25 protein-coding genes are annotated in these 21544 nt (G+C 61.0%); 11 read left to right on the forward strand and 14 right to left on the reverse strand.

Going from position 1 to position 21544, the window contains the following annotated elements; translation table 11 throughout:
* Positions 1-196 precede the first annotated feature (196 nt).
* The 4 genes from infA to trxB form a co-directional block, all read right to left on the reverse strand.
* The gene (gene infA / locus F8N80_RS11970) at positions 197-415 is read right to left on the reverse strand and encodes a translation initiation factor IF-1 (protein WP_002553999.1); all 219 of its coding nucleotides are present in this window, start codon (positions 413-415) and stop codon (positions 197-199) included.
* Positions 416-526: 111 nt separating this feature from the next.
* A complete protein-coding gene (locus F8N80_RS11975; RefSeq protein WP_150748199.1) occupies positions 527-1234 on the reverse strand; it encodes an arginyltransferase in 708 nt (235 codons plus the stop codon).
* Between the two features lie 56 nt (positions 1235-1290).
* Positions 1291-1971 (reverse strand): leucyl/phenylalanyl-tRNA--protein transferase, encoded by a 681-nt coding sequence (aat, locus tag F8N80_RS11980; RefSeq protein ID WP_150783933.1) that lies wholly within the window; start codon positions 1969-1971, stop codon positions 1291-1293.
* 65 nt (positions 1972-2036) lie between these two features.
* Entirely contained in the window at positions 2037-2996 is a 960-nt protein-coding gene (gene trxB / locus F8N80_RS11985; protein WP_150748197.1) for a thioredoxin-disulfide reductase, read from the reverse strand.
* 304 nt (positions 2997-3300) lie between these two features.
* Here trxB and ftsK point away from each other — a divergent pair, with 304 nt between their 5' ends.
* The 6 genes from ftsK (at position 3301) to cysG (ending at position 10972) form a co-directional block, all read left to right on the forward strand.
* A complete protein-coding gene (gene ftsK / locus F8N80_RS11990; protein WP_150748196.1) occupies positions 3301-5709 on the forward strand; it encodes a DNA translocase FtsK in 2409 nt (802 codons plus the stop codon).
* Between the two features lie 78 nt (positions 5710-5787).
* On the forward strand, positions 5788-6411 hold the full coding sequence (gene lolA, locus F8N80_RS11995) for an outer membrane lipoprotein chaperone LolA (RefSeq protein ID WP_128871298.1): 624 nt from the start codon (positions 5788-5790) through the stop codon (positions 6409-6411).
* 173 nt (positions 6412-6584) lie between these two features.
* A complete protein-coding gene (locus tag F8N80_RS12005) occupies positions 6585-7907 on the forward strand; it encodes a replication-associated recombination protein A (protein WP_150783934.1) in 1323 nt (440 codons plus the stop codon).
* Positions 7907-8281: a fluoride efflux transporter CrcB gene (gene crcB / locus F8N80_RS12010; RefSeq protein WP_150748194.1), complete on the forward strand. Its 375-nt coding sequence runs from the start codon at positions 7907-7909 to the stop codon at positions 8279-8281. The genes F8N80_RS12005 and crcB overlap by 1 nt, the downstream gene beginning before the upstream one ends.
* A 16-nt stretch (positions 8282-8297) precedes the next feature.
* Complete coding sequence (gene serS, locus F8N80_RS12015; RefSeq protein WP_150748193.1) at positions 8298-9578, forward strand: serine--tRNA ligase; 1281 nt, start codon at positions 8298-8300, stop codon at positions 9576-9578.
* Positions 9578-10972 (forward strand): siroheme synthase CysG, encoded by a 1395-nt coding sequence (cysG, locus tag F8N80_RS12020; RefSeq protein ID WP_150748192.1) that lies wholly within the window; start codon positions 9578-9580, stop codon positions 10970-10972. The genes serS and cysG overlap by 1 nt, the downstream gene beginning before the upstream one ends.
* 134 nt (positions 10973-11106) lie before the next feature.
* Here the strand turns inward: cysG and F8N80_RS12025 are convergent, their stop codons facing one another.
* The 9 genes from F8N80_RS12025 to F8N80_RS12065 form a co-directional block, all read right to left on the reverse strand.
* Positions 11107-12108 (reverse strand): glutathione S-transferase family protein, encoded by a 1002-nt coding sequence (locus F8N80_RS12025; RefSeq protein ID WP_150748191.1) that lies wholly within the window; start codon positions 12106-12108, stop codon positions 11107-11109.
* Between the two features lie 89 nt (positions 12109-12197).
* Complete coding sequence (locus tag F8N80_RS12030) at positions 12198-13199, reverse strand: glycosyl transferase family protein (protein ID WP_150748190.1); 1002 nt, start codon at positions 13197-13199, stop codon at positions 12198-12200.
* A complete protein-coding gene (locus F8N80_RS12035; RefSeq protein ID WP_150783954.1) occupies positions 13196-13531 on the reverse strand; it encodes a TusE/DsrC/DsvC family sulfur relay protein in 336 nt (111 codons plus the stop codon). The genes F8N80_RS12030 and F8N80_RS12035 overlap by 4 nt, the downstream gene beginning before the upstream one ends.
* Complete coding sequence (gene tusB, locus F8N80_RS12040) at positions 13528-13821, reverse strand: sulfurtransferase complex subunit TusB (RefSeq protein ID WP_150748189.1); 294 nt, start codon at positions 13819-13821, stop codon at positions 13528-13530. The genes F8N80_RS12035 and tusB overlap by 4 nt, the downstream gene beginning before the upstream one ends.
* Entirely contained in the window at positions 13821-14183 is a 363-nt protein-coding gene (gene tusC / locus F8N80_RS12045) for a sulfurtransferase complex subunit TusC (protein WP_150783935.1), read from the reverse strand. Before tusC ends, tusB begins: the two co-directional genes overlap by 1 nt.
* Before the next feature lies 1 nt (position 14184).
* Positions 14185-14577 carry a sulfurtransferase complex subunit TusD gene (gene tusD, locus F8N80_RS12050; protein WP_150748200.1) on the reverse strand — a complete coding sequence of 131 codons (393 nt, stop codon included), beginning with the start codon at positions 14575-14577 and terminating at the stop codon, positions 14185-14187.
* 212 nt (positions 14578-14789) lie between these two features.
* A complete protein-coding gene (locus F8N80_RS12055) occupies positions 14790-15494 on the reverse strand; it encodes a YoaK family protein (protein ID WP_150748187.1) in 705 nt (234 codons plus the stop codon).
* A 29-nt stretch (positions 15495-15523) separates the two neighbouring features.
* Positions 15524-15853: a DUF6388 family protein gene (locus F8N80_RS12060; protein ID WP_150748186.1), complete on the reverse strand. Its 330-nt coding sequence runs from the start codon at positions 15851-15853 to the stop codon at positions 15524-15526.
* A gap of 20 nt (positions 15854-15873) precedes the next feature.
* Positions 15874-16122, reverse strand: coding sequence for a hypothetical protein (locus F8N80_RS12065; RefSeq protein WP_128871290.1), 249 nt, complete (start codon positions 16120-16122; stop codon positions 15874-15876).
* A gap of 149 nt (positions 16123-16271) precedes the next feature.
* Here F8N80_RS12065 and F8N80_RS12075 point away from each other — a divergent pair, with 149 nt between their 5' ends.
* Positions 16272-16622, forward strand: coding sequence for a hypothetical protein (locus tag F8N80_RS12075; protein ID WP_150748184.1), 351 nt, complete (start codon positions 16272-16274; stop codon positions 16620-16622).
* Positions 16623-16776: 154 nt separating this feature from the next.
* On the opposite strand, the gene F8N80_RS12085 is transcribed toward F8N80_RS12075, so the two are convergent.
* Positions 16777-17208: a GNAT family N-acetyltransferase gene (locus F8N80_RS12085; RefSeq protein ID WP_150748182.1), complete on the reverse strand. Its 432-nt coding sequence runs from the start codon at positions 17206-17208 to the stop codon at positions 16777-16779.
* 150 nt (positions 17209-17358) lie between these two features.
* Between F8N80_RS12085 and F8N80_RS12090 the strand changes: the two genes are divergently transcribed.
* The 4 genes from F8N80_RS12090 (at position 17359) to F8N80_RS12105 (ending at position 21492) form a co-directional block, all read left to right on the forward strand.
* Positions 17359-17796 carry a hemerythrin domain-containing protein gene (locus F8N80_RS12090; RefSeq protein ID WP_150748181.1) on the forward strand — a complete coding sequence of 146 codons (438 nt, stop codon included), beginning with the start codon at positions 17359-17361 and terminating at the stop codon, positions 17794-17796.
* A gap of 204 nt (positions 17797-18000) precedes the next feature.
* On the forward strand, positions 18001-19728 hold the full coding sequence (gene ggt, locus F8N80_RS12095) for a gamma-glutamyltransferase (protein WP_150748180.1): 1728 nt from the start codon (positions 18001-18003) through the stop codon (positions 19726-19728).
* 70 nt (positions 19729-19798) lie between these two features.
* The gene (locus F8N80_RS12100; protein WP_150748179.1) at positions 19799-20371 is read left to right on the forward strand and encodes a cysteine hydrolase family protein; all 573 of its coding nucleotides are present in this window, start codon (positions 19799-19801) and stop codon (positions 20369-20371) included.
* Positions 20372-20478: 107 nt separating this feature from the next.
* Entirely contained in the window at positions 20479-21492 is a 1014-nt protein-coding gene (locus tag F8N80_RS12105) for a helix-turn-helix transcriptional regulator (protein ID WP_150783936.1), read from the forward strand.
* The last annotated feature ends 52 nt before the right edge of the window (positions 21493-21544 follow it).

Raw genomic sequence — 21544 nt, forward strand, 5'->3', positions numbered from 1 at the left:
TTGCTGTCTGCAGGTCATGCGCGGTTCAAATGTGGGAGCGGGCTTGCTCGCGAAAGCGGTGAGTCAGTCAACATTGATGTTGGATGATAAACCGCTTTCGCGAGCAAGCCCGCTCCCACATTGGTCCGATGTGCTGCCTCAAATCGCAGGCAAACAAAAACGCCCGGCATAAGCCGGGCGTCTTGTATTGACTTGATTAGCGAGCGCGGTAAGTGATGCGCCCTTTGCTCAAGTCATAGGGCGTCAGCTCGACGCGCACTTTGTCACCGGTAAGAATACGAATGTAGTTCTTGCGCATCTTGCCGGAGATATGCGCGGTTACGACGTGCCCATTTTCCAACTCCACGCGAAACATGGTGTTGGGCAGGGTGTCGACGACAGTGCCTTCCATTTCGAAGCTGTCTTCTTTCGACATGCAGTAAAGCCCTCGGTGTCCAATGAATGGCCCGGTGCAACTGCGCCAGGCAAAAGCGGCGTGCATTGTGCCCGAAAAATGGGGTTTAAGCCAAGGGGTTTAGGGCTTGCCCTAGTTCAGGATGACCCAGCGCTGATTAATCAGCAGTTCGATAGGGCGATATTGAGTCTTGTAGCTCATTTTTTTGCAGTTCTTGATCCAGTACCCGAGGTAGACCGCTTCCAGGTCCAGGCGCCGGGCCTCGGTGATCTGCCAGAGGATCGCGTAACGCCCCAGGCTGCGGCGCTCTTCTTCGGGCTCGTAGAAGGTGTAGACCGCCGACAGGCCGTTGGGCAGCAAGTCGGTGACAGCCACAGCCAGCAACCGGCCTTCGAGACGGAATTCATAGAACCTGGAAAACGGCAGGTCCCTCACCAGGAAAGTCGAAAACTGATCGCGACTCGGCGGGTACATGTCGCCATCGGCATGACGCTGCTCGATATAGCGTTGATAGAGGTCGAAGTATTCCTCGCTGAACTTGGGTCTGGCGGGACGTACTTGCAGATCGGCGTTGCGCTTGAAGATGCGCTTCTGCTGACGGTTGGGTGAAAACTGCGCCACGGGAATACGCGCCGGAACGCACGCATTGCAATTCTGGCAATGGGGCCGGTACAGATGATCGCCGCTGCGACGAAAACCCATTTCCGACAGGTCTGCGTAGACATGCACATCCATGGGCTGGCTAGGGTCGAGGAACAAGGTCGTGGCCTGCTCCTCGGGCAGATAACTGCAAGAGTGGGGCTGAGTGGCATAAAACTTCAATCGCGCCAACTCGGTCATGATCAACCCTCGGGGATAAACTTTAAATAAGTGTAAGCCACGTGCGCGAAAGTCGCTCAGCAAACCCAGGTGGCACGGCTGGGTTGATCCAGGTGCCGCGCCAGGTAGCCGGCAAACTCGCGGCGGGGAATCGCTCGGGCACCAAGGCTGTGCAGATGGTCGGTCGGCATCTGGCAGTCGATCAGCACAAAGCCTGAGTTGTCCATATGTCGCACCAGTGAGGCAAAGCCATATTTGGAGGCATTGTCGGCGCGGCTGAACATCGACTCGCCGAAAAACAGCTGCCCCATGGCCAGGCCATAGAGCCCGCCGACCAGTTCGCCCTGGTCCCAGACTTCCACCGAATGCGCATAACCACGCCTGTGTAGCTCGAGGTAGGCAGACTGCATGGCTTCGGTGATCCAGGTGCCGTCGGCGTACTCCCGTGGCGCGGCGCACGCGCGGATAACCGCGGCAAAATCCCGATCGAAGGTTACTTGATAGCGTTGTTGGCGCAGCAACTTGTTCAGGCTGCGCGAGACATGCAGTTCGTCGGGAAATAACACCGTGCGCGGGTCCGGCGACCACCAGAGTATCGGTTGGCCTTCGGAGAACCACGGAAAACAGCCATGGCGATAGGCCTTGATCAGCCGATCGGCGGACAGGTCGCCGCCCGCCGCCAGCAGCCCGTTGGGGTCGCGCATGGCCTTTTCCAGCGGCGGGAAGGTCAGGGTGTTGCGTTGTAACCAAGTCAGCATGGCATCCGGGCTTTGCAGAAGGGGAGGGCAGTGGCGGGCTGTCAGGCCCGCCGTGAAGTGTGCCGTCAAACGGTCGGAATGTCGTCGAGGTATTTCTCTGCGTCCAGTGCGGCCATGCAACCGGCCCCGGCGGAAGTGACGGCCTGGCGATAAACGTGATCGGCCACGTCGCCGGCGGCAAATACCCCGGCGATCTCGGTGGCGGTGGCATCGCCTTCGCTGCCACCCTTGACCAGCAAATAGCCGTCACGCATTTCCAGCTGGCCCTGGAACAGGTCGGTGTTGGGCTTGTGGCCGATGGCGATAAAGACCCCGGTCAGCGGCAATTCGCTGGTTTCGCCGCTGTGGCTGTCCCGCAGGCGGGCGCCGGTCACGCCGCTGGCATCGCCCAGCACTTCATCCAGATGCTGGTTCCAGTGCAGGCGAATATTGCCGTTGGCGGCTTTTTCAAAGAGTTTGTCCTGCAGAATCTTCTCGGCGCGCAACTTGTCGCGCCGGTGAATCAGATGGACTTCACTGGCGATGTTCGACAAGTACAGGGCTTCCTCGACCGCGGTGTTGCCGCCGCCGACCACCGCGACCACCTGTTTGCGGTAGAAAAAGCCGTCGCACGTCGCGCAGGCCGAAACGCCTTTGCCGGCAAAGGCTTCTTCCGAGGGCAGCCCCAGGTATTGCGCCGAGGCACCGGTGGCGATAATCAGTGCATCGCAGGTGTACGTACCGCTGTCGCCGATGAGCTCGAACGGGCGCTGTTGCAACTTGGCCGTATGGATGTGGTCGTAAACAATCTCTGTGTCAAAACGTTCGGCGTGTTTTTGCATGCGTTCCATCAGCACCGGGCCGGTGAGTCCTTCGACGTCGCCGGGCCAGTTGTCGACTTCGACAGTGGTGGTGAGCTGGCCACCTGCCTGTATGCCGGTAATGACAACGGGTTTGAGGTTGGCGCGGGCGGCATAAACGGCGGCGCTGTAACCGGCAGGGCCGGAACCCAGAATGATCAGGCGGGAATGCTTCGCTTCGCTCATAAAAACACCTCATAAGCCTTTGTCACGAAAGAGAATGCATGCTCAAATTGAACCGCATGCAAGTCCTGTTGGCTATGCTACACCCGGGATTGCAAGCATGGCATCGGACGTACAAACCCGTACAATGCCTGCTGTCAGCGTGCTTGTAACAAAATAAGCATTGCGGGCCGTGTTTATAAAAACCGGGGCGCAGTGTTAAAAGTAGTCCCAGTTACGCCGGTTAACTTTTTTACCTGCCTGGGTTGGGCAGTTTTTTATAGTCATCAACAGATGGACGCGCCATGGGCGCAGGAAAAGAAGCGTTTTGAAGAAATCCACCGCAGCACCTAAACCAGCCGTCGTTCCGCTCTGGCGCCAGCAATTGCACTACCGACTCAAGGAAGGTGCGTTGATCGCCGTCGGTGCCTTGTGCCTGTTCCTGATGATGGCCTTGCTGACCTATGGCAAGGACGATCCGGGCTGGAGCCACAACAGCAAGATCGATGACGTGCAGAACTTCGGCGGTCCGGCCGGCTCCTACAGCGCCGACATCCTGTTCATGGTGCTGGGTTACTTCGCCTACATCTTCCCGCTGCTGCTGGCGGTCAAGGCCTGGCAGATCTTCCGTCAGCGCCACGAACCCTGGGAATGGAGCGGCTGGCTGTTCTCCTGGCGCCTGGTTGGCCTGGTGTTCCTGGTGTTGGCGGGTGCGGCCCTGGCGCATATCCATTTCCATGCGGCGACCGGTCTGCCGGCGGGTGCTGGTGGCGCGTTGGGTGAGAGCCTTGGTGACCTGGCCAGGAACGCCCTGAACATCCAGGGCAGCACATTGCTGTTCATCGCGCTGTTTCTGTTCGGCCTGACGGTGTTCACCGACCTGTCGTGGTTCAAGGTGATGGACGTCACCGGCAAGATCACCCTCGACCTGTTCGAGCTGTTGCAGGGCGCCGCCAACCGCTGGTGGGCCGCCCGTGTCGAGCGCAAGCAGCTGGTTGCGCAGTTGCGTGAAGTCGACGAGCGCGTGCATGACGTGGTCGCGCCGAGCGTCCCCGACAAGCGCGAGCAGGCCAAGGTCAAGGAGCGCCTGATCGAACGCGAACAAGCCCTGAGCAAGCACATGTCGGACCGCGAGAAGCAGGTACCGCCAGTGATCGCGCCAGCGCCGCCGAAGCCTGCAGCGCCCAGCAAACGCGTGGAAAAAGAGAAACAGGCGCCGTTGTTCGTCGACAGCGCCGTCGAGGGCACCTTGCCGCCGATCTCGATTCTCGACCCCGCGGAAAAGAAACAGCTCAATTACTCGCCTGAATCCCTGGCCGCGGTAGGCCATCTGCTGGAAATCAAGCTCAAGGAATTCGGGGTCGAAGTCACGGTGGATTCGATTCACCCGGGCCCGGTGATTACCCGTTACGAAATCCAGCCCGCGGCAGGCGTCAAGGTCAGCCGCATCTCCAACCTGGCGAAAGACCTGGCCCGTTCCCTGGCCGTGACCAGCGTGCGCGTGGTGGAAGTGATCCCGGGCAAGACCACGGTCGGTATCGAGATTCCGAACGAAGACCGGCAGATCGTGCGGTTCTCCGAAGTGCTGGCGACCCCTGAGTACGATAACTTCAAGTCGCCGGTCACGTTGGCCCTGGGTCACGATATCGGCGGCAAGCCGGTCATCACCGACCTGGCGAAAATGCCGCACTTGCTGGTGGCCGGTACCACCGGTTCGGGTAAATCGGTGGGTGTGAACGCGATGATCCTGTCGATTCTGTTCAAGTCCGGACCGGAAGACGCCAAGCTGATCATGATCGACCCGAAAATGCTGGAACTGTCGATCTATGAAGGCATTCCACACCTGCTGTGCCCGGTGGTGACCGACATGAAAGACGCCGCCAACGCCCTGCGCTGGAGCGTGGCGGAGATGGAGCGTCGCTACAAACTGATGGCGAAGATGGGCGTGCGTAACCTGTCGGGCTTCAATGCCAAGGTCAAGGAAGCCCAGGATGCTGGCGAGCCGCTGGCCGATCCGTTGTACAAGCGCGAAAGCATTCACGACGAAGCGCCATTGCTGACCAAGCTGCCGACCATTGTCGTGGTGGTCGACGAATTCGCCGACATGATGATGATCGTCGGCAAGAAGGTTGAAGAACTGATCGCCCGTATCGCCCAGAAAGCCCGTGCCGCCGGCATCCACTTGATCCTGGCGACCCAGCGTCCGTCGGTTGACGTGATCACCGGTCTGATCAAGGCGAACATTCCCACGCGCATGGCGTTCCAGGTATCGAGCAAGATCGATTCGCGGACCATCATCGACCAGGGCGGTGCCGAGCAATTGCTGGGCCACGGTGACATGCTCTACATGCCGCCGGGCACCAGCCTGCCAATCCGCGTCCACGGCGCCTTCGTCTCCGACGACGAGGTGCACCGGGTGGTTGAAGCCTGGAAGCTGCGCGGCGCGCCGGAATACAACGACGAGATCCTCGCCGGTGTCGAAGAGCCGGGTAGCGGCTTCGATGGCGGCAGCGGTGGCGGCGACGACGACGCTGAAACCGACGCGCTCTACGACGAAGCAGTGCAGTTCGTCCTGGAAAGCCGTCGCGCGTCCATCTCCGCGGTGCAGCGCAAGCTGAAAATCGGCTACAACCGTGCCGCGCGCATGATCGAAGCCATGGAAATGGCCGGGGTCGTGACGTCGATGAACACCAACGGTTCCCGCGAAGTCCTGGCGCCTGGCCCGGTACGCGAGTGATTTGAACCTGCCTTGAATTGAAAAGCGGCGGCGCGGCGATGCACCGCCGCACTCCCCACGAATGTTAAGAGGACTCCCATGCGTCTTATCCGCATGCTGTTGCTGCCGGTTCTGGCTTTGACCACGCTCTCGGCCCACGCCGATGACAAGGACGTGGCGCGCCTGACCCAATTGCTGGAAAAATCCCAGACCCTGACTGCCCGTTTCTCCCAGCTGACCCTCGACGGCGGCGGCACCCAGTTGCAGGAAACGGCCGGTGAAATGTCGTTGCAGCGCCCGGGCCTGTTCTACTGGCACACCGATGCGCCGGCCGAGCAGACCATGGTCTCCGACGGCAAGAAGGTCACGCTGTGGGACCCGGACCTGGAGCAGGTCACCATCAAGACCCTCGACCTGCGCCTGACCCAGACCCCGGCGCTGCTGCTGTCCGGTGACGTGTCCAAGATCAGCCAGAGCTTCGACATCAGCGCCAAGGAAGCTGGCGGCGTGATCGACTTCACCCTGAAGCCGAAAACCAAAGACACCCTGTTCGACAGCCTGCGCCTGTCGTTCCGCAACGGACTGGTCAATGATATGCAACTGATCGACAGCGTCGGCCAGCGCACCAATATCCTGTTCACCGGTGTGAAGGCCAACGAGCCGATCGCGGCGTCCAAATTCAAGTTCGTCATCCCTAAAGGGGCGGATGTGATCCAGGAATAAACCGCGAACGCTAACCTGTGGGAGCGGGCTTGCTCGCGAAGAGGGAGTGTCAGTCACCATCAATGTTGTCTGACCCACCGCATTCGCGAGCAAGCCCGCTCCCACAGGGATTGTGGTGTTGGCACGTTGAATGATCAGCCCCCCAGGACCCCAGTGAGGTTTCATAAGTAGTGATGGACCTGTTTCGCAGCGCCCCGATTGCTCAGCCCCTGGCCGCCCGTTTGCGCGCGGCCAATCTGGATGAGTACGTCGGTCAGGAACACCTGCTCGCCCGCGGCAAGCCTTTGCGCGAAGCCCTGGAGCAGGGTGCCCTGCACTCGATGATTTTCTGGGGCCCGCCGGGTGTGGGCAAGACCACCCTGGCGCGACTGCTGGCGGAAGTCTCGGATGCGCACTTCGAGACGGTGTCGGCGGTGCTGGCCGGGGTCAAGGAAATCCGCCAGGCGGTGGAAATCGCCAGGCAGCAGGCCGGGCAGTACGGCAAACGCACCATCCTCTTCGTCGACGAAGTACATCGCTTCAACAAATCGCAGCAGGATGCGTTCCTGCCGTACGTCGAAGACGGCACGCTGATCTTCATCGGCGCGACCACCGAAAACCCCTCGTTCGAGCTCAATAACGCGCTCCTGTCCCGGGCTCGTGTCTATGTGCTCAAAAGCCTCGACGAAGCGGCCCTGCGCAAGCTGGTGCAGCGCGCGCTGACCGAAGAGCGTGGCCTGGGCAAACGCCAGCTGACCCTCAGCGATGAAGGCTTCCAGATGCTGCTGTCGGCGGCCGATGGCGATGGCCGGCGTCTGCTCAACCTGCTGGAAAACGCCTCGGACCTGGCCGAAGACCACAGCGAGATCGGCGTCGATCTGCTGCAAAGCCTGTTGGGCGATACCCGTCGGCGTTTTGACAAGGGCGGGGAGGCGTTCTATGACCAGATTTCCGCGCTGCATAAATCGGTGCGCGGCTCCAACCCCGACGGTGCGTTGTACTGGTTCGCGCGGATGATCGACGGCGGTTGCGATCCGCTGTACCTGGCCCGGCGCGTGGTGCGCATGGCCAGCGAAGACATCGGCAACGCCGACCCGCGCGCCCTGAGCCTGTGCCTGGCGGCGTGGGAAGTGCAGGAGCGCCTGGGCAGTCCGGAAGGCGAGTTGGCCGTGGCCCAGGCCATCACTTACCTGGCTTGCGCTCCAAAAAGCAACGCGGTGTACATGGGCTTCAAGGCCGCGATGCGCAGCGCCACCGAACACGGTTCGCTGGAAGTGCCGCTGCACCTGCGCAATGCACCGACCAAGCTGATGAAACAGCTGGGTTATGGTGACGAATACCGATACGCCCACGATGAACCGGATGCCTACGCCGCTGGCGAAGACTACTTCCCGGAAGAGCTCGAACCGCAACCCTTCTACCAGCCGGTGCCGCGCGGCCTGGAGTTGAAGATCGGCGAGAAACTCAACCACCTGGCGCAACTTGACCGTCTCAGTCCCCGGCAGCGGAGAAAATAGTGATTGCATTGGTCGTTGCGGTTTCCATTGGCGGCGTCGCCGGTACGCTGTTGCGCTTCGCCACCGGTAACTGGATCAACGCTAATTGGCCGCGGCACTTCTATACCGCGACGCTGGCCGTTAATATCGTGGGCTGTTTGCTGATCGGCGTTCTATACGGTCTGTTTTTGATACGCCCGGAGGTGCCCATCGAGGTGCGTGCCGGGTTGATCGTCGGCTTCCTCGGAGGGCTGACGACTTTTTCATCCTTTTCACTGGATACGGTGCGCCTGCTGGAAAGCGGGCAAGTGCCGCTGGCCCTGGGCTATGCGGCGCTCAGCGTATTCGGCGGGCTGCTTGCCACCTGGGCCGGCCTGTCCTTGACCAAACTTTGATAAACGAGAAACCGACATGCTCGATTCCAAACTGTTACGTAGCAACCTTCAGGACGTAGCGGACCGCCTGGCATCCCGTGGCTATACCCTGGATGTTGCGCGCATCGAAGCGCTGGAAGAACAGCGCAAGACCGTCCAGACCCGCACCGAAGCACTGCAGGCTGAACGTAATGCGCGCTCCAAGTCCATCGGTCAGGCCAAGCAGCGCGGCGAAGACATCGCGCCGCTGATGGCAGATGTCGAGCGCATGGCGAATGAATTGAGCGCCGGTAAAGTCGAGCTGGACGGGATCCAGACCGATCTGGACTCGATCCTGCTCGGCATCCCCAACCTGCCGCACGAATCGGTGCCGATCGGCGACGACGAAGAGGGCAACGTTGAAGTGCGCCGCTGGGGTACGCCGAAGGCTTTCGATTTCCCGGTTCAGGACCACGTCGCCCTGGGCGAGAAATTCGGCTGGCTGGATTTTGAAACCGCCGCCAAGCTGTCCGGCGCGCGTTTCGCCCTGTTGCGCGGCCCGATCGCCCGTCTGCACCGCGCCCTGGCGCAATTCATGATCAACCTGCACACCAGCGAACACGGCTACGAAGAGGCCTACACGCCTTACCTGGTCCAGGCACCGGCGCTGCAAGGCACCGGTCAGCTGCCGAAGTTCGAAGAAGACCTGTTCAAGATCGCTCGCGAAGGCGAAGCCGATCTGTACCTGATCCCGACCGCTGAAGTGTCCCTGACCAACATCGTCGCTGGCGAAATCGTCGATGCGAAATTGCTGCCGATCAAGTTCGTTGCGCACACGCCGTGCTTCCGCAGCGAAGCCGGCGCCTCGGGTCGCGATACCCGCGGCATGATCCGCCAGCACCAGTTCGACAAGGTCGAGATGGTCCAGATCGTCGAGCCGTCGACTTCGATGCAAGCGCTCGAAGGCCTGACCGCCAACGCCGAGAAAGTCCTGCAACTGCTGGAACTGCCATACCGCACCCTGGCGCTGTGCACCGGCGACATGGGCTTCAGCGCGGTCAAGACCTACGACCTGGAAGTGTGGATCCCGAGCCAGGACAAGTACCGCGAGATTTCCTCGTGCTCCAACTGCGGCGACTTCCAGGCCCGTCGGATGCAAGCGCGCTTCCGTAACCCGGAAACCGGCAAGCCCGAGCTGGTTCACACGCTGAACGGTTCCGGCCTGGCGGTCGGTCGCACCCTGGTGGCGGTGCTGGAAAACTACCAGCAGGCCGACGGTTCGATCCGTGTGCCTGAGGTGCTGAAACCGTACATGGGTGGCATCGAGGTCATTGGCTAATGGACTATCTGCCGCTGTTCCATAACCTTCGCGGCAGTCGTGTATTGGTCGTCGGCGGCGGGGAGATTGCCTTGCGCAAATCCCGCCTGCTGGCCGAAGCCGGTGCGCTGCTGCGGGTGGTCGCACCTGAAATCGAACCGCAGTTGCGTGAGCTGGTGGCCGGCAGCGGTGGTGAGTGCCTGGTGCGTGGTTACGTCGAGGCCGACCTGGACGGTTGCGGACTGATCATTGCCGCCACCGACGACGAGCCGCTCAATGCACAAGTCTCCGCCGATGCCCATCGGCGTTGCGTGCCGGTCAACGTGGTGGATGCGCCAGCCTTGTGCAGCGTGATCTTCCCGGCGATCGTCGACCGTTCGCCGCTGATCATCGCGGTCTCCAGCGGCGGCGATGCGCCGGTGCTGGCGCGGTTGATCCGCGCCAAGCTGGAAACCTGGATTCCTTCCACCTACGGGCAACTGGCGGGTCTGGCGGCGCGTTTTCGCAGCCAGGTCAAACGCCTGTGCCCGGATGTGCAGCAGCGTCGGGCGTTCTGGGAAGACGTGTTCCAGGGCCCGATTGCCGACCGGCAACTGGCCGGGCAGGGCGCTGAAGCCGAGCGCTTGATGCTGGCGAAAATCAACGGTGAAGCGCCGGTTGCAACCGGCGAAGTCTATCTGGTCGGCGCCGGCCCGGGTGATCCCGACCTGCTGACCTTCCGCGCCTTGCGCCTGATGCAGCAAGCCGATGTGGTGCTGTATGACCGCCTGGTAGCGCCGGCGATTCTCGATTTGTGCCGTCGCGATGCCGAGCGGGTCTACGTCGGCAAGCGCCGCGCCGAGCACGCCGTGCCTCAGGATCAGATCAACCAGCGATTGGTGGATCTGGCCAAGGCCGGTAAGCGCGTGGTGCGCCTGAAGGGCGGCGATCCGTTCATCTTCGGGCGCGGCGGTGAAGAGATCGAAGAACTGGCGGCCCATGGCATCCCGTTCCAGGTCGTGCCGGGAATCACGGCGGCCAGCGGTTGCGCGGCGTATGCCGGGATCCCGCTGACCCACCGCGATTACGCGCAGTCGGTGCGGTTCGTCACCGGGCACCTGAAGGATGGTTCCACCGATTTGCCATGGGCCGACCTGGTCGCGCCGGCGCAAACCCTGGTGTTCTACATGGGGTTGGTGGGGTTGCCGATCATCTGTGAACAGTTGATCAAGCACGGTCGCGCGGCGGATACACCGGCGGCGTTGATTCAGCAGGGCACCACGGTCAATCAGCGGGTGTTTACCGGCACCTTGGCCGACCTTCCGCAGCTGGTGGCGGAGCATGAGGTGCATGCGCCGACCTTGGTGATTGTTGGGGAAGTGGTGCAATTGCGCGAGAAACTGGCGTGGTTTGAGGGGGCTCAGGGGCAACTCTAGAGACCGAGTCGACCCCTTCGCGAGCAAGCCCGCTCCCACATTGGATCTGTGTTTGGCCACAAATTCTGGCCAGACCCAAATCTAGTGTGGGAGCGGGCTTGCTCGCGAAGAGGCCCTCAAAACCTGCATACATCTTAAGCCCTGCGCCAAACCCCTTTCCCACTCAACCGCCCCCGATCATGGGCCACAGTGAAATCCTGCCCCGGCCCCTTAGGCACAATCCCGGTCGGATTGATCGTCTTGTGACTGCCATAATAGTGATGCTTGATGTGCTCGAAACTCACCGTCTCAGCAATCCCCGGCCACTGATAAATCTCCCGTAGCCAGTTCGACAGATTCGGATAATCGGCAATCCGCCGCAGGTTGCACTTGAAGTGCCCGTAATACACCGCGTCGAAGCGAATCATCGTGGTAAACAGCCGAATGTCGGCTTCAGTCAGGTACTCGCCCGTCAGATAACGATTGGCGCCCAGCAACTGCTCCAGCCGATCCAGCTCGGCAAACAACTCATCGAACGCTTCTTCATAAGCTTTTTGCGACGTGGCGAATCCGGCGCGATAGACACCATTGTTCACTGCCGGATAAATCCGCTCGTTCAACCCATCGATCTCGCTGCGCAACGGCGCCGGATATAGGTCCAGATCATTGCCAGTCAGGTCATCAAAAGCGTTGTTGAACATGCGGATGATCTCCGCCGATTCATTGTTGACGATGCGCTTCCGTTGTTTGTCCCAGAGCACCGGCACAGTGACGCGGCCGGTGTAGTTGGCGGTATCGGCGGTGTAGCGCTGGTGCATGAACTGGAAGTGATCGAGCTTGTCGCCCGTCGAGCCCAGGTGCTGATCGAAGGTCCAACCGTTTTCCAGCATCAGCCAACTGACCACGGACACATCGATCAGGCTTTCCAGACCTTTTAATTTGCGCAGGATCAGCGTGCGATGGGCCCACGGGCAGGCGAGGGACACATAGAGATGATAGCGCCCGGCATCGGCCGCAAAGCCACCGACACCGCTCGGGCCGGGCTTGCCGTCGGCGGTCACCCAGCTGCGGCGTTGCGCCTGTTCACGCTGGAACGCGCCGTCCTTGCTGCTTTCGTACCACTGGTCGTGCCAGCGGCCTTCGACTAATAAACCCATTTTCAGACTCCTCGACCGATAAGCGTTGGAGAGGAGTCTATTCGCATAGGTTCGAACAAAAAGCGCAAAGGTTGGGCGGTTATGATCGGTTAAATCGATCTGTCCCGCGCGTCCCAATACTGCTGCGCGGTGTCGAAGGCTTGTTCGCGGGTCTGGCCGAGGCCGCGCAAGGCCAGGGCCATGGTCGCAATCAGCGCCATGTGCGGATAGCTGTCGACCACGTCGCCGCGCCAGACGGCTTTCAAATGCTCGGGATCGAGGCTGGCCGGTTTGACGTGGCGCTGGGCTGACCGTTGCGGCCATTCCTCGTCCCAGCTCTCGCCACCGGTGGTGCCGTACAAGTGGCTGTCGGCGTCCGGGTTGATCTCGATCTCGCCGCCGTCGCCTTTGACCACGATCGCGGTATCGCCGAGCAAGCCGCTGGCGTCGCGATGCACCGCCTGGTAGCCGGGGTGGAAAATGCTTTGCAGGCCACAGCGAGCGCCCAAGGGATTGAGGATCCGTGCCAGGGAATGGATCGGCGAACGCAGGCCCAGGGTATTGCGCAGATCGATCATCCGTTGCAATTGCGGCGCCCAATCCACCAGCGGCATGAACGCCAGGCCGCCCTGATCCAGCGCCGCGCCGACCTGCTGCCAGTTGCGGCACACAGGAATATTCAACTCATCCAGCAGTTGCTCGCTGTACAGCCGTCCCGCGGTATGCGCACCGCCGCCGTGCATGAAAATTCGCAGGCCGTTCTGTGCCAGGCACTTGGCTGCCAACAGGTACCACGGCAAATGACGCTTCTTGCCCGCGTAAGTCGGCCAATCCAGATCGACGGCCAAGGCCGGCGGGTTCAGGCGTTCACGCAAGGCTTCGGTGAACCCCGCCATCTCCTCGGCGCTTTCTTCCTTGTGCCGTAGCAGCATCAGGAAAGCGCCGAGCTGGGTGTCCTCGACCTTGTCGTCGAGCACCATGCCCATGGCTTCACGGGCTTCGACCCGGGTCAGGTCGCGGGCGCCACGTTTGCCCTTGCCGAGGATGCGCACGAATTGGGCGAACGGGTGCTCGGCAGGCGTTTCGAGGGTCAGCGCGGGATAGTCGGTCATAGGCAATTCGTCGGTTTGGGCAGGCCCGCCAGCTTCGCGGCGAGTTTGGCAGGGGTGCCTTTGAACAATCGGTTCAGGTGCAGGCTGTTGCCTTTTTCCGGGCCGAGCTTCAATGCGGTGTACTTGATCAGCGGCCGGGTGGCCGGGGACAGTTGGAATTCGTCGTAGAAACTGCGCAGCAACTGGAGGATCTCCCAGTGTTCCGGGCTCAAGTCGATGTCTTCGGCGGCGGCGAGGGCGCTGGCGACCTCAAGGGACCAGTCGCTCAGTTCGACCAGAAAACCGTCCTTGTCCAGTTCGATGGCGCGGGCGCCGACCATCAGGGAGTTCATAGCCAACTGTTGACCTTGTCGTAGTGGATCGACAGCTCGACGAAGGCCGGGTAGTCGATGGCCTCGGCCCAGTCAGGCGTAGGCAAGGAGCGGGCCTGGACGTCTTCAGCCAGCACAAACACTTTCAGGCCGCGGGTGCCCAGCACATTGAACGGCGCGGTGCCCGGTTGCAAGGCATAGGCGGCGTCGCCGGACAGCAGCAGCGCATCCTCAGCGCCGATCACGCGCAGGCAACTGGTCAGGCGATCGTCGCCGAAAGGGGAATGGGACAACAGGTGCAAAGTCGACATCAGAGGGTGATCACCTGGTGGTAACGGTCAATGAGTGCAGTGATTTCAGGGGCGGCCAGCACCTGGATTTCTTCGAGCGACAAGGTGTTCGGGTCCAGGCCGCGTTCAGCAGCGCTGTCGCCACAGACAAACAGCGCTTCGACACCGAACATCGGCAGCGCTTGCAGGTTGGCGCTCAGGTCCTTCTGTTGCAGGGTCCTGGCGTCCTGTTTCGCGGCGAGCTGGAACACACCGTCATCGAGAAATAGCAGGCCGATCGGCAGATCGAAGGCGCCGCCGGCCAGTACGATGTCCAGCGCTTCCCGGGCGCTCGACCCGGACCAGGGGGACTGACGGCTGATAATCAGTAAGGATTTGGGCATGTCACGCGCCTCCGAAACAGATCAGGCGGTCGGCGTCCTGCACTGCATCATGAAGTTGGCCGAGACCGGACAATTCCCATGGTGCACCGACCGCAATGGCTTCGCGCCGATAGCGTCCGGCTTCTTCTGCGTTCAACACGCCACGACGCAGGGCTGCGGCGATACAGACGACGCCGTCCAGTTGATGCTCGGTGACAAAGGTGCGCCATTGCCTGGGCATATCCAGCTCATCCTGGGGGGTGACCACGCTACCGGAGGCGTTATAGACGCCGTCCTGATAGAAAAACAGCCGGACAATCTCATGCCCGCCGGCCAGCGCGGCCCGGGCGAACAACAAGGCGCGGCGCGAGGAGGGCGCATGGGCGGCGGAAAACAGCGCGATGGCGAATTTCATGACGGACTCGATCAGCAAAACTGGGGTCATGATAAAGCTTTATCGGCGGGGGGGCGAAGGGGGTTTGCCTGAAAACCGAGTCGCCGCCTTCGCGAGCAAGCCCGCTCCCACAAGGGATTTGTGTTCTACATGACATTGGAATCCCCCACGAAACCCCTGTGGGAGCGGGCTTGCTCGCGAAAGCGGACTATCGGGCAACGGAAATGTTGGACCTAACGCGGCATATACCCCAACTGCCACCGCCGCGGAATCTTCAACGACAGCAACCCGATCCCACCCGCCAGCAACCCGCTGACAAACAACGCCCTGAGCCCAAGATGATGCTCCAGCACCGCCCCCAGCACCGCGCCGGCAAACATCCCGGCCCAGGGAATCAACTGCACCCGCCAGCCGTTGCGGCGCTCGCCGAGCATCCAGCGCCCCAGGCCGCGGCCGAAGCGCGACAGGGCGCCGGTGACGTAGGTCAGGCCAACCGGCAAACCATTCACTTCTTCCACCGCGGCATTGAGCATGCCCATGGCGATGATCGCCGCCAGCAACGCCGGCAGTTGTTCCTCATATGGCCAGGCAGCGGCACCGCAGAGCAGGGTGGCGATGCACAGCAGCAAGGGCAGCGCCCGCCGGCCGCCGAGACGGCTGACGACGATGCCCAGGGCATTACCGATGATGAAAGTGGCCACGAGGATCATCAGGCGCAGGGTCAGGCCCATGTCGCCCTCGCTGATGGCCACGGCGAGACGGGTGGTGTTGCCGCTCATGAACGAAACGAAGTCGCCGCTGGCCATGAAGCCGATGGCATCGGTCATGCCAGCCAGTACCGAGAGTGCGGCCACCAGCGACATGCCGATGCGACCGCGCCATTTCTGGCTATGCAGATGACCCGGGCTGGCGTGGGTGCTGGAGGACGAGGGCAGCATCGTTAGATTGCATCCTTGAGTGGCGAGGGTTACTTGCCTAATCCATATAACTCGCAATACTCCAGCCAGTCCATACCGGCCATCTCGGCCACTTCCTTGTGCACTTCCATGCGCTGGGCCTGATAGTCCTCAGGCGTTGCGGCGGTCAGCTGCAGGGTCAGTTCCCAGGCAAACAGCCCAAGACGCTCGGCTTCGGCCTCGAAGGCTTCATGCAGGCGCTCGTCGCGGTACTGCGCCTGGGTCTCGCCCTTGGCCTGGGCCAGCAACGGGTTGAGGTTGTCGAGTTCGACGCGCAATTGAGGACGCTCATCGAGAAACCTCTTCAGCGCCTGCTCGTGTTGCTGTTCGCTTGCCGCCATGGTCGCTCCTTGAAAATCGATTACACAGACTGCTTCTTGCTGGCTTTAGCCGCAGCGGCCAGGCACTCGAGGGCAAACTGCTCGGGGTACGTCATCTGGATCGGCGTGGTTTCGCCTTTGACGGTGCGTTCGCCGTCGAGGATGTAACGAATCCGCTTGTCGGTGACGCCGATGCGCTTGGCGATCCAGGAAGGCGTCTGACCGATCTGGCTGATCAGCTTGTCGGCGTATTCAGCGGTCGGTTTGTAGTATTCGGCGTTGGGTGTCATTTGGCTTTCCAGAAAAATGCGCGATGGGGCGTTAATGGCGCGACAGGGTGCGCGAATCGGCACGCGGTGTCGCGGTATAAATGAAGTAAAGCAGAACGATACGCCGTGCCACGGTGATACAGTCCGCTTTTTCTTGATGAGCGAACGCAATGCGAATTCTGATGGTGGCGCTGGCGGTAACCTTGCTGGCGGGATGTGCAGGCTCGGCGATGAACGATGCTCGCACTGGAACCCCGTACAAAACCCTGACCTCGAACAAGCCGGAAAAACTCGTCGCCCAGTGCGTGCAGTTTTCCTGGCAGGACGAGGCGGTGTTCGGGGTCGATGCCAGTGCGTATCTGCAGCCGGGCAAGAAGGGCGGTTCCACCGTTTACACGCGCTCGGCGGAATCCTTCGTGGACGTGACCACCGATGCCTCCGGAACACTGTTGAACTACTACGCGCAGAAGGATGACTTTGTCGCCAAGCGCCGTCTGGCGGCGCTGGCGACCTGCCTCTGACCTATGGGCTACGCAGTAATCATGTGGGAGCGGGCTTGCTCGCGAAGAGGGAGTGTCAGTCGACATCAATGTTGCCTGATACATCGCATTCGCGAGCAAGCCCGCTCCCACATTTATTCGGTGTCGATCATATAAAAGGGGCTGCCCCACAGGGTTATGCGTGGCCGATCAGGCGCTTCTGGAAAAAGAAGCGCTTGTGCCCCGGCGGGTAGTCAGCGATCTGCCCCAACTCGTTGTAGCCCAGATTCCTGTAGAACTCCGGCGCCTGGAACTCGAAGGTGTCGAGCCAGATCCCGATGCAGGCCTTCTCCCGCGCCAGGTCTTCGGCCATCTGCATCAGCTTCGAACCGATGCCCTGTCCCCGGCCCTGTTCCGGTACCGACAGCAGTTCGATGTACAACCATCGGTAAAACACTCGACCGTAGAGCCCGCCGAGAATCTCGCCGCTTTCGTCACGCACCAGCAAGGCAATGGGCTCCGGCGTCGAGACCCCGGCCTTTGCGGCGTTATAGGCGCGCAACGGCGACAGGATGGCCTGGCGCTCTTCATCCGTGGGGTTTTGCGACTGTTCGATTCGCAGTTTCATGAGCTATTTCCTTATGGCTGGGGCGGACAACATTCCCAAGCCTATCGCGGCACGCGGTCGTTGTTCCAGTCCTCAGGGGGAACCCTCGTTCGCACGCAGATGTCTAGCCTAGACAGCGTCATTCCAGAGCGCAGCCCATGAGGACAACCCGTGAATATTTTTGAAGCCTTGCGCGAAAGCCATGACCGCCAACGCACCTACGCCGACGCGCTGATCCAGACCAGCGGCGACACCCCGGAGCGAGTCGAGGCCTACAAGCAGCTCAAGTCGGAACTCCAGGCCCACGAAACCGCTGAAGAGCGGCATTTCTACATCCCGCTGATGGAGTTCGACAACGGCGTCGACCTCAGCCGCCATGCGATTGCCGAACATCACGAGATGGACGAGATGATGGAAGAACTCGACGAGACCGAGATGTCCAGCCCGGCCTGGCTGGCGACCGCGAAGAAGCTCTCGGAGAAGGTTTATCACCACTTGGAGGAAGAAGAGCAGAAGTTCTTCCAGATGGCCGGCAAGCTGCTCGACGACAAACAGAAAGAAACCCTGGCCGGGCAATACGTGAAGGAGTACAAGGCCCAGCTTTCTTGAAGGCGTTTTCGTCTGTACAAAAAATCAAAAGCCTTCCCGTCGGCCAGTCCCACCCCATTGCCCACCCTCCAGCGTCAACAACAACTCCAAGCATACTGCCTCGACGGGGAGGCGCAATACGCAATCCCAGCCATACTTGCCAATGCTCTTGAAGCGCTTTTCTCTGTTGATGTGCAGAGCCTGACAACAAAAAGAGACCGACTCATGAAGTTCGAACCTTTTGCCAAATCGCTCATAGCAACCTCATTGGCGCTGAGCTGCCTGATGGCCCACGCCGCCTCCGTGGCCCCGGTTGCGGCTGAAAACGGCATGGTGGTCACCGCCCAGCATCTGGCCAGCCATGTGGGCGTCGATGTGCTCAAGAACGGTGGCAACGCCGTCGATGCCGCGGTCGCGGTGGGGTATGCGCTGGCGGTGGTGTATCCCGCGGCGGGCAACCTGGGCGGCGGTGGTTTCATGACCATTCAATTGGCGGACGGGCGCAAGACCTTCCTCGATTTCCGCGAAAAGGCGCCGTTGGCTGCCACCGCCGACATGTACCTCGACAAGGAAGGCAACGTCGTCCCGGAGCTCAGCACCCGTGGTCACCTGGCCGTCGGCGTGCCGGGCACCGTGTCCGGCATGGAACTGGCCCTGGAGAAGTACGGCACCAAACCGCGCAAGGAAGTGATCGCCCCGGCGATCAAGCTCGCCGAAGACGGTTTTGTGCTGGAGCAAGGCGATGTCGAGTTGCTGGAATACGCCACCGACGTGTTCAAGAAGGACATGAAGGATTCCGGCTCGATCTTCCTGAGCAATGGCGAGCCGATGCAGGTCGGGCAGAAACTGGTGCAAAAGGACCTGGGCAAAACCCTGCGGGAAATCTCCGAGAAGGGGGCCGACGGTTTCTATAAAGGCTGGGTGGCCGACGCCATCGTCACCTCCAGCCAGGCCAACAAGGGCATCATCGCCCAGGCCGACCTCGACAAGTACAAGACCCGCGAGCTGGCGCCGATCGAATGCGATTACCGCGGCTATCACGTGGTTTCCGCGCCACCGCCAAGCTCCGGTGGGGTGGTGATCTGCGAGATCATGAACATTCTCGAAGGCTATCCGATGAAAGACCTGGGCTACCACTCGGCCCAGGGCATGCACTACCAGATCGAAGCGATGCGTCACGCCTACGTCGATCGCAACAGCTACCTTGGCGACCCGGACTTCGTGAAAAACCCGATCGCCCATCTGCTGGATAAAAACTACGCGACCAAGATCCGCGCCGCCATCGATCCGCAAAAGGCCGGCGTGTCCCGCGAGCTCAAACCCGGCGTAGCGCCCCACGAAGGCAGCAACACCACCCATTATTCCATCGTCGACAAATGGGGCAACGCGGTGTCGGTCACCTACACCCTCAACGACTGGTTCGGTGCCGGCGTCATGGCCAGCAAGACCGGGGTCATCCTCAACGACGAAATGGACGACTTCACCTCGAAGATCGGCGTGCCGAACATGTACGGCCTGGTGCAAGGGGAGGCCAACGCCATCGCGCCCGGCAAGGCACCGCTGTCGTCCATGAGCCCGACCATCGTCACCAAGGACGGCAAAGTGGTGATGGTCGTCGGCACTCCCGGTGGCAGCCGCATCATCACCGCGACCCTGCTGACCATGCTCAACGTGATCGACTACGGCATGAACATCCAGGAAGCGGTCGACGCACCGCGTTTCCACCAGCAATGGTTGCCGGAAGAGACCAACCTGGAAACCTTCACCACCAGCCCGGATACGGTGAAGATGCTGGAAAGTTGGGGTCACAAGTTTGCCGGTCCCCAGGACGCCAACCATCTGGCGGCGATCCTGGTCGGCGCGCCGTCGCTGGAGGGCAAGCCGGTGGGCAAGAACCGCTTCTACGGGGCGAACGATCCGCGGCGTAATACCGGGTTATCGCTCGGTTACTGAAGGTCGTTTTCAAAGGGGGACGGATCTGTTTTTCTGTCCCCTGAACCCATGACATTTCAAGGGAGGAACCATGACCACTGCACTGCTGATCATCGACGTCCAACGTTTGCTGTGCGTCGGCGAGTACGAATGCTTCGAGATCAAGCGTGTCATCGATCTCATCAACGGCCTGAGCGCCAGGGCACGCGTAGCAGGCATCCCGGTCATCCTGATTCAACATGAGGAAAAGGACAGCCTGCTACAGCAGGGGAGCGAAGGCTGGCAGTTGGCCGAAAGCCTGGAAACATCACCCCATGACCTGCGTGTACGAAAAACCAGCCAGGATTCTTTTTACCAGACCCCTCTGCTGCAAATGCTGCAACGGCGGGATGTCGAGCGCCTGATCATCTGCGGCCTGCAAACCGACTATTGCGTCAATGCCACCGTGCGCCAGGCCCTGAAACTGGGCTATGACGTGGTGTTCGCCGCCGACGCCCATTCCACAGTCGACACCGACAATATGGCCGCCGATGACATCATTGCCGAGCACAATACCCGCCTCGCACGCCTGACCAGTCCGGTGTCCCGGATCGATGTCATACCGACCAGCGAAATACGCATCAAGAACCGAAAACCTCGATCAACCCGGTCAGGAATGCGCTGACCAGATCCCGCTGACGGTTGAGTCGTTCGGTCGGGTAACGGCTGGACGCGATGGGTGCGCCATGGCATGGTCGCTGCCCAGGCCATTCAGCAGACGGGAACAGAGCGATGGAGGCGGGTGATGAGGTCGGCGTCAGGACGTCGATGGCAACGCTCAAAGCGTTCAATCAGTGTGTGCTTCATCTGGGGCGCCTTGCTCGAGATCGCGGTGCCTCCCAATTCATTTCGGATGGCCTGCAGGCATTTGGTCGATTGGTGCCCTTCGCTTCGGCATGGTGGGGCGAGATGTCGACGTCCGACGCCAGTGCTCCCCCGCAAAGCTGGATGCACGGGCGAATCAATCTGCCCGAGTCGTTTGCCGTCGAATGGCACAAGGTGGCGGTCAGCGACAGGTTTTCCCATGACACGCTGAGCCAGCCCGGTGAGGTCGTGCGCGACAGTGGGTTCACCGACCCCTGCGAGGCCGTGAACGACTTCGCCCGGCGTCATGACCTCTACCACTTGATGTGCATCACTTTCGAGTTGCCCGAGAGCGGCTTGATGTTTTTCGTCTGTCTCTACCGTGGCCTTCAGGCACCGGTGTTCAACGACAGCGAGGCCGGTTTGTTTTCTGCATTCTGCGATCACCTGTTGCAGCTGTGGCGATTTCAGGTCCAGGACATGATCCGGTTCGATACAGGCAACGGTGCAACCGACTTCGGCGTTGCGCGGATGGATGGCAGTCTGCTCTACGTGGGGGCCAGGCTCTGCGCTGCCATTGAGCGTGAGTTGCCCGGCTGGAGCGGCTCAATGCTGCCTTCGCAGGTGATCGGGCAATTGCCAAAGGCACCCTGTGTGATGCGCCTGGGCCGTTGTGCACTGACCCTGAGTCCCAACGCCGAGCATGTCATTCTGTCACTTGAGACGCTGGCGCGCGGGGCGGTGCTTGCACCACGGGAACGAACCGCCGCCATGCTGTTCGCCGCCGGTCATTCCTACAAGGAAATTGCCAAAATCCTGGCATTGAGTCCTTCCACCGTCCGCACCTATCTGCGCAATTGCTATCTGCAGCTCGGCGTCAAAAGCAAGGTGGAACTCGGTTCTGCCTTGCGCTCGCCCGCAGAGACCGCACGTCAAGCCTAGGCTTGGCGCCGCTAACTTTTCACCTGAAAACTGCCTTACCCCTCCTCATTTG

Origin of the sequence: Pseudomonas fluorescens (assembly GCF_902497995.1) — a bacterium.
Taxonomy (GTDB): Bacteria; Pseudomonadota; Gammaproteobacteria; order Pseudomonadales; family Pseudomonadaceae; genus Aquipseudomonas; species Aquipseudomonas fluorescens_BK.

Excerpts from the sequence above, each read along its gene's own strand:
- infA (WP_002553999.1), bottom strand. The coding sequence starts at position 415 with ATGTCGAAAGAAGACAGCTTCGAAATGGAAGGCACTGTCGTCGACACC.
- F8N80_RS11975 (WP_150748199.1), bottom strand. The coding sequence starts at position 1,234 with ATGACCGAGTTGGCGCGATTGAAGTTTTATGCCACTCAGCCCCACTCT.
- aat (WP_150783933.1), bottom strand. The coding sequence starts at position 1,971 with ATGCTGACTTGGTTACAACGCAACACCCTGACCTTCCCGCCGCTGGAA.
- trxB (WP_150748197.1), bottom strand. The coding sequence starts at position 2,996 with ATGAGCGAAGCGAAGCATTCCCGCCTGATCATTCTGGGTTCCGGCCCT.
- lolA (WP_128871298.1), top strand. The coding sequence starts at position 5,788 with ATGCGTCTTATCCGCATGCTGTTGCTGCCGGTTCTGGCTTTGACCACG.
- F8N80_RS12005 (WP_150783934.1), top strand. The coding sequence starts at position 6,585 with ATGGACCTGTTTCGCAGCGCCCCGATTGCTCAGCCCCTGGCCGCCCGT.
- serS (WP_150748193.1), top strand. The coding sequence starts at position 8,298 with ATGCTCGATTCCAAACTGTTACGTAGCAACCTTCAGGACGTAGCGGAC.
- cysG (WP_150748192.1), top strand. The coding sequence starts at position 9,578 with ATGGACTATCTGCCGCTGTTCCATAACCTTCGCGGCAGTCGTGTATTG.
- F8N80_RS12025 (WP_150748191.1), bottom strand. The coding sequence starts at position 12,108 with ATGGGTTTATTAGTCGAAGGCCGCTGGCACGACCAGTGGTACGAAAGC.
- F8N80_RS12030 (WP_150748190.1), bottom strand. The coding sequence starts at position 13,199 with ATGACCGACTATCCCGCGCTGACCCTCGAAACGCCTGCCGAGCACCCG.
- F8N80_RS12035 (WP_150783954.1), bottom strand. The coding sequence starts at position 13,531 with ATGAACTCCCTGATGGTCGGCGCCCGCGCCATCGAACTGGACAAGGAC.
- tusB (WP_150748189.1), bottom strand. The coding sequence starts at position 13,821 with ATGTCGACTTTGCACCTGTTGTCCCATTCCCCTTTCGGCGACGATCGC.
- tusC (WP_150783935.1), bottom strand. The coding sequence starts at position 14,183 with ATGCCCAAATCCTTACTGATTATCAGCCGTCAGTCCCCCTGGTCCGGG.
- tusD (WP_150748200.1), bottom strand. The coding sequence starts at position 14,577 with ATGAAATTCGCCATCGCGCTGTTTTCCGCCGCCCATGCGCCCTCCTCG.
- F8N80_RS12055 (WP_150748187.1), bottom strand. The coding sequence starts at position 15,494 with ATGCTGCCCTCGTCCTCCAGCACCCACGCCAGCCCGGGTCATCTGCAT.
- F8N80_RS12060 (WP_150748186.1), bottom strand. The coding sequence starts at position 15,853 with ATGGCGGCAAGCGAACAGCAACACGAGCAGGCGCTGAAGAGGTTTCTC.
- F8N80_RS12065 (WP_128871290.1), bottom strand. The coding sequence starts at position 16,122 with ATGACACCCAACGCCGAATACTACAAACCGACCGCTGAATACGCCGAC.
- F8N80_RS12075 (WP_150748184.1), top strand. The coding sequence starts at position 16,272 with ATGCGAATTCTGATGGTGGCGCTGGCGGTAACCTTGCTGGCGGGATGT.
- F8N80_RS12085 (WP_150748182.1), bottom strand. The coding sequence starts at position 17,208 with ATGAAACTGCGAATCGAACAGTCGCAAAACCCCACGGATGAAGAGCGC.
- ggt (WP_150748180.1), top strand. The coding sequence starts at position 18,001 with ATGAAGTTCGAACCTTTTGCCAAATCGCTCATAGCAACCTCATTGGCG.
- F8N80_RS12100 (WP_150748179.1), top strand. The coding sequence starts at position 19,799 with ATGACCACTGCACTGCTGATCATCGACGTCCAACGTTTGCTGTGCGTC.
- F8N80_RS12105 (WP_150783936.1), top strand. The coding sequence starts at position 20,479 with ATGGAGGCGGGTGATGAGGTCGGCGTCAGGACGTCGATGGCAACGCTC.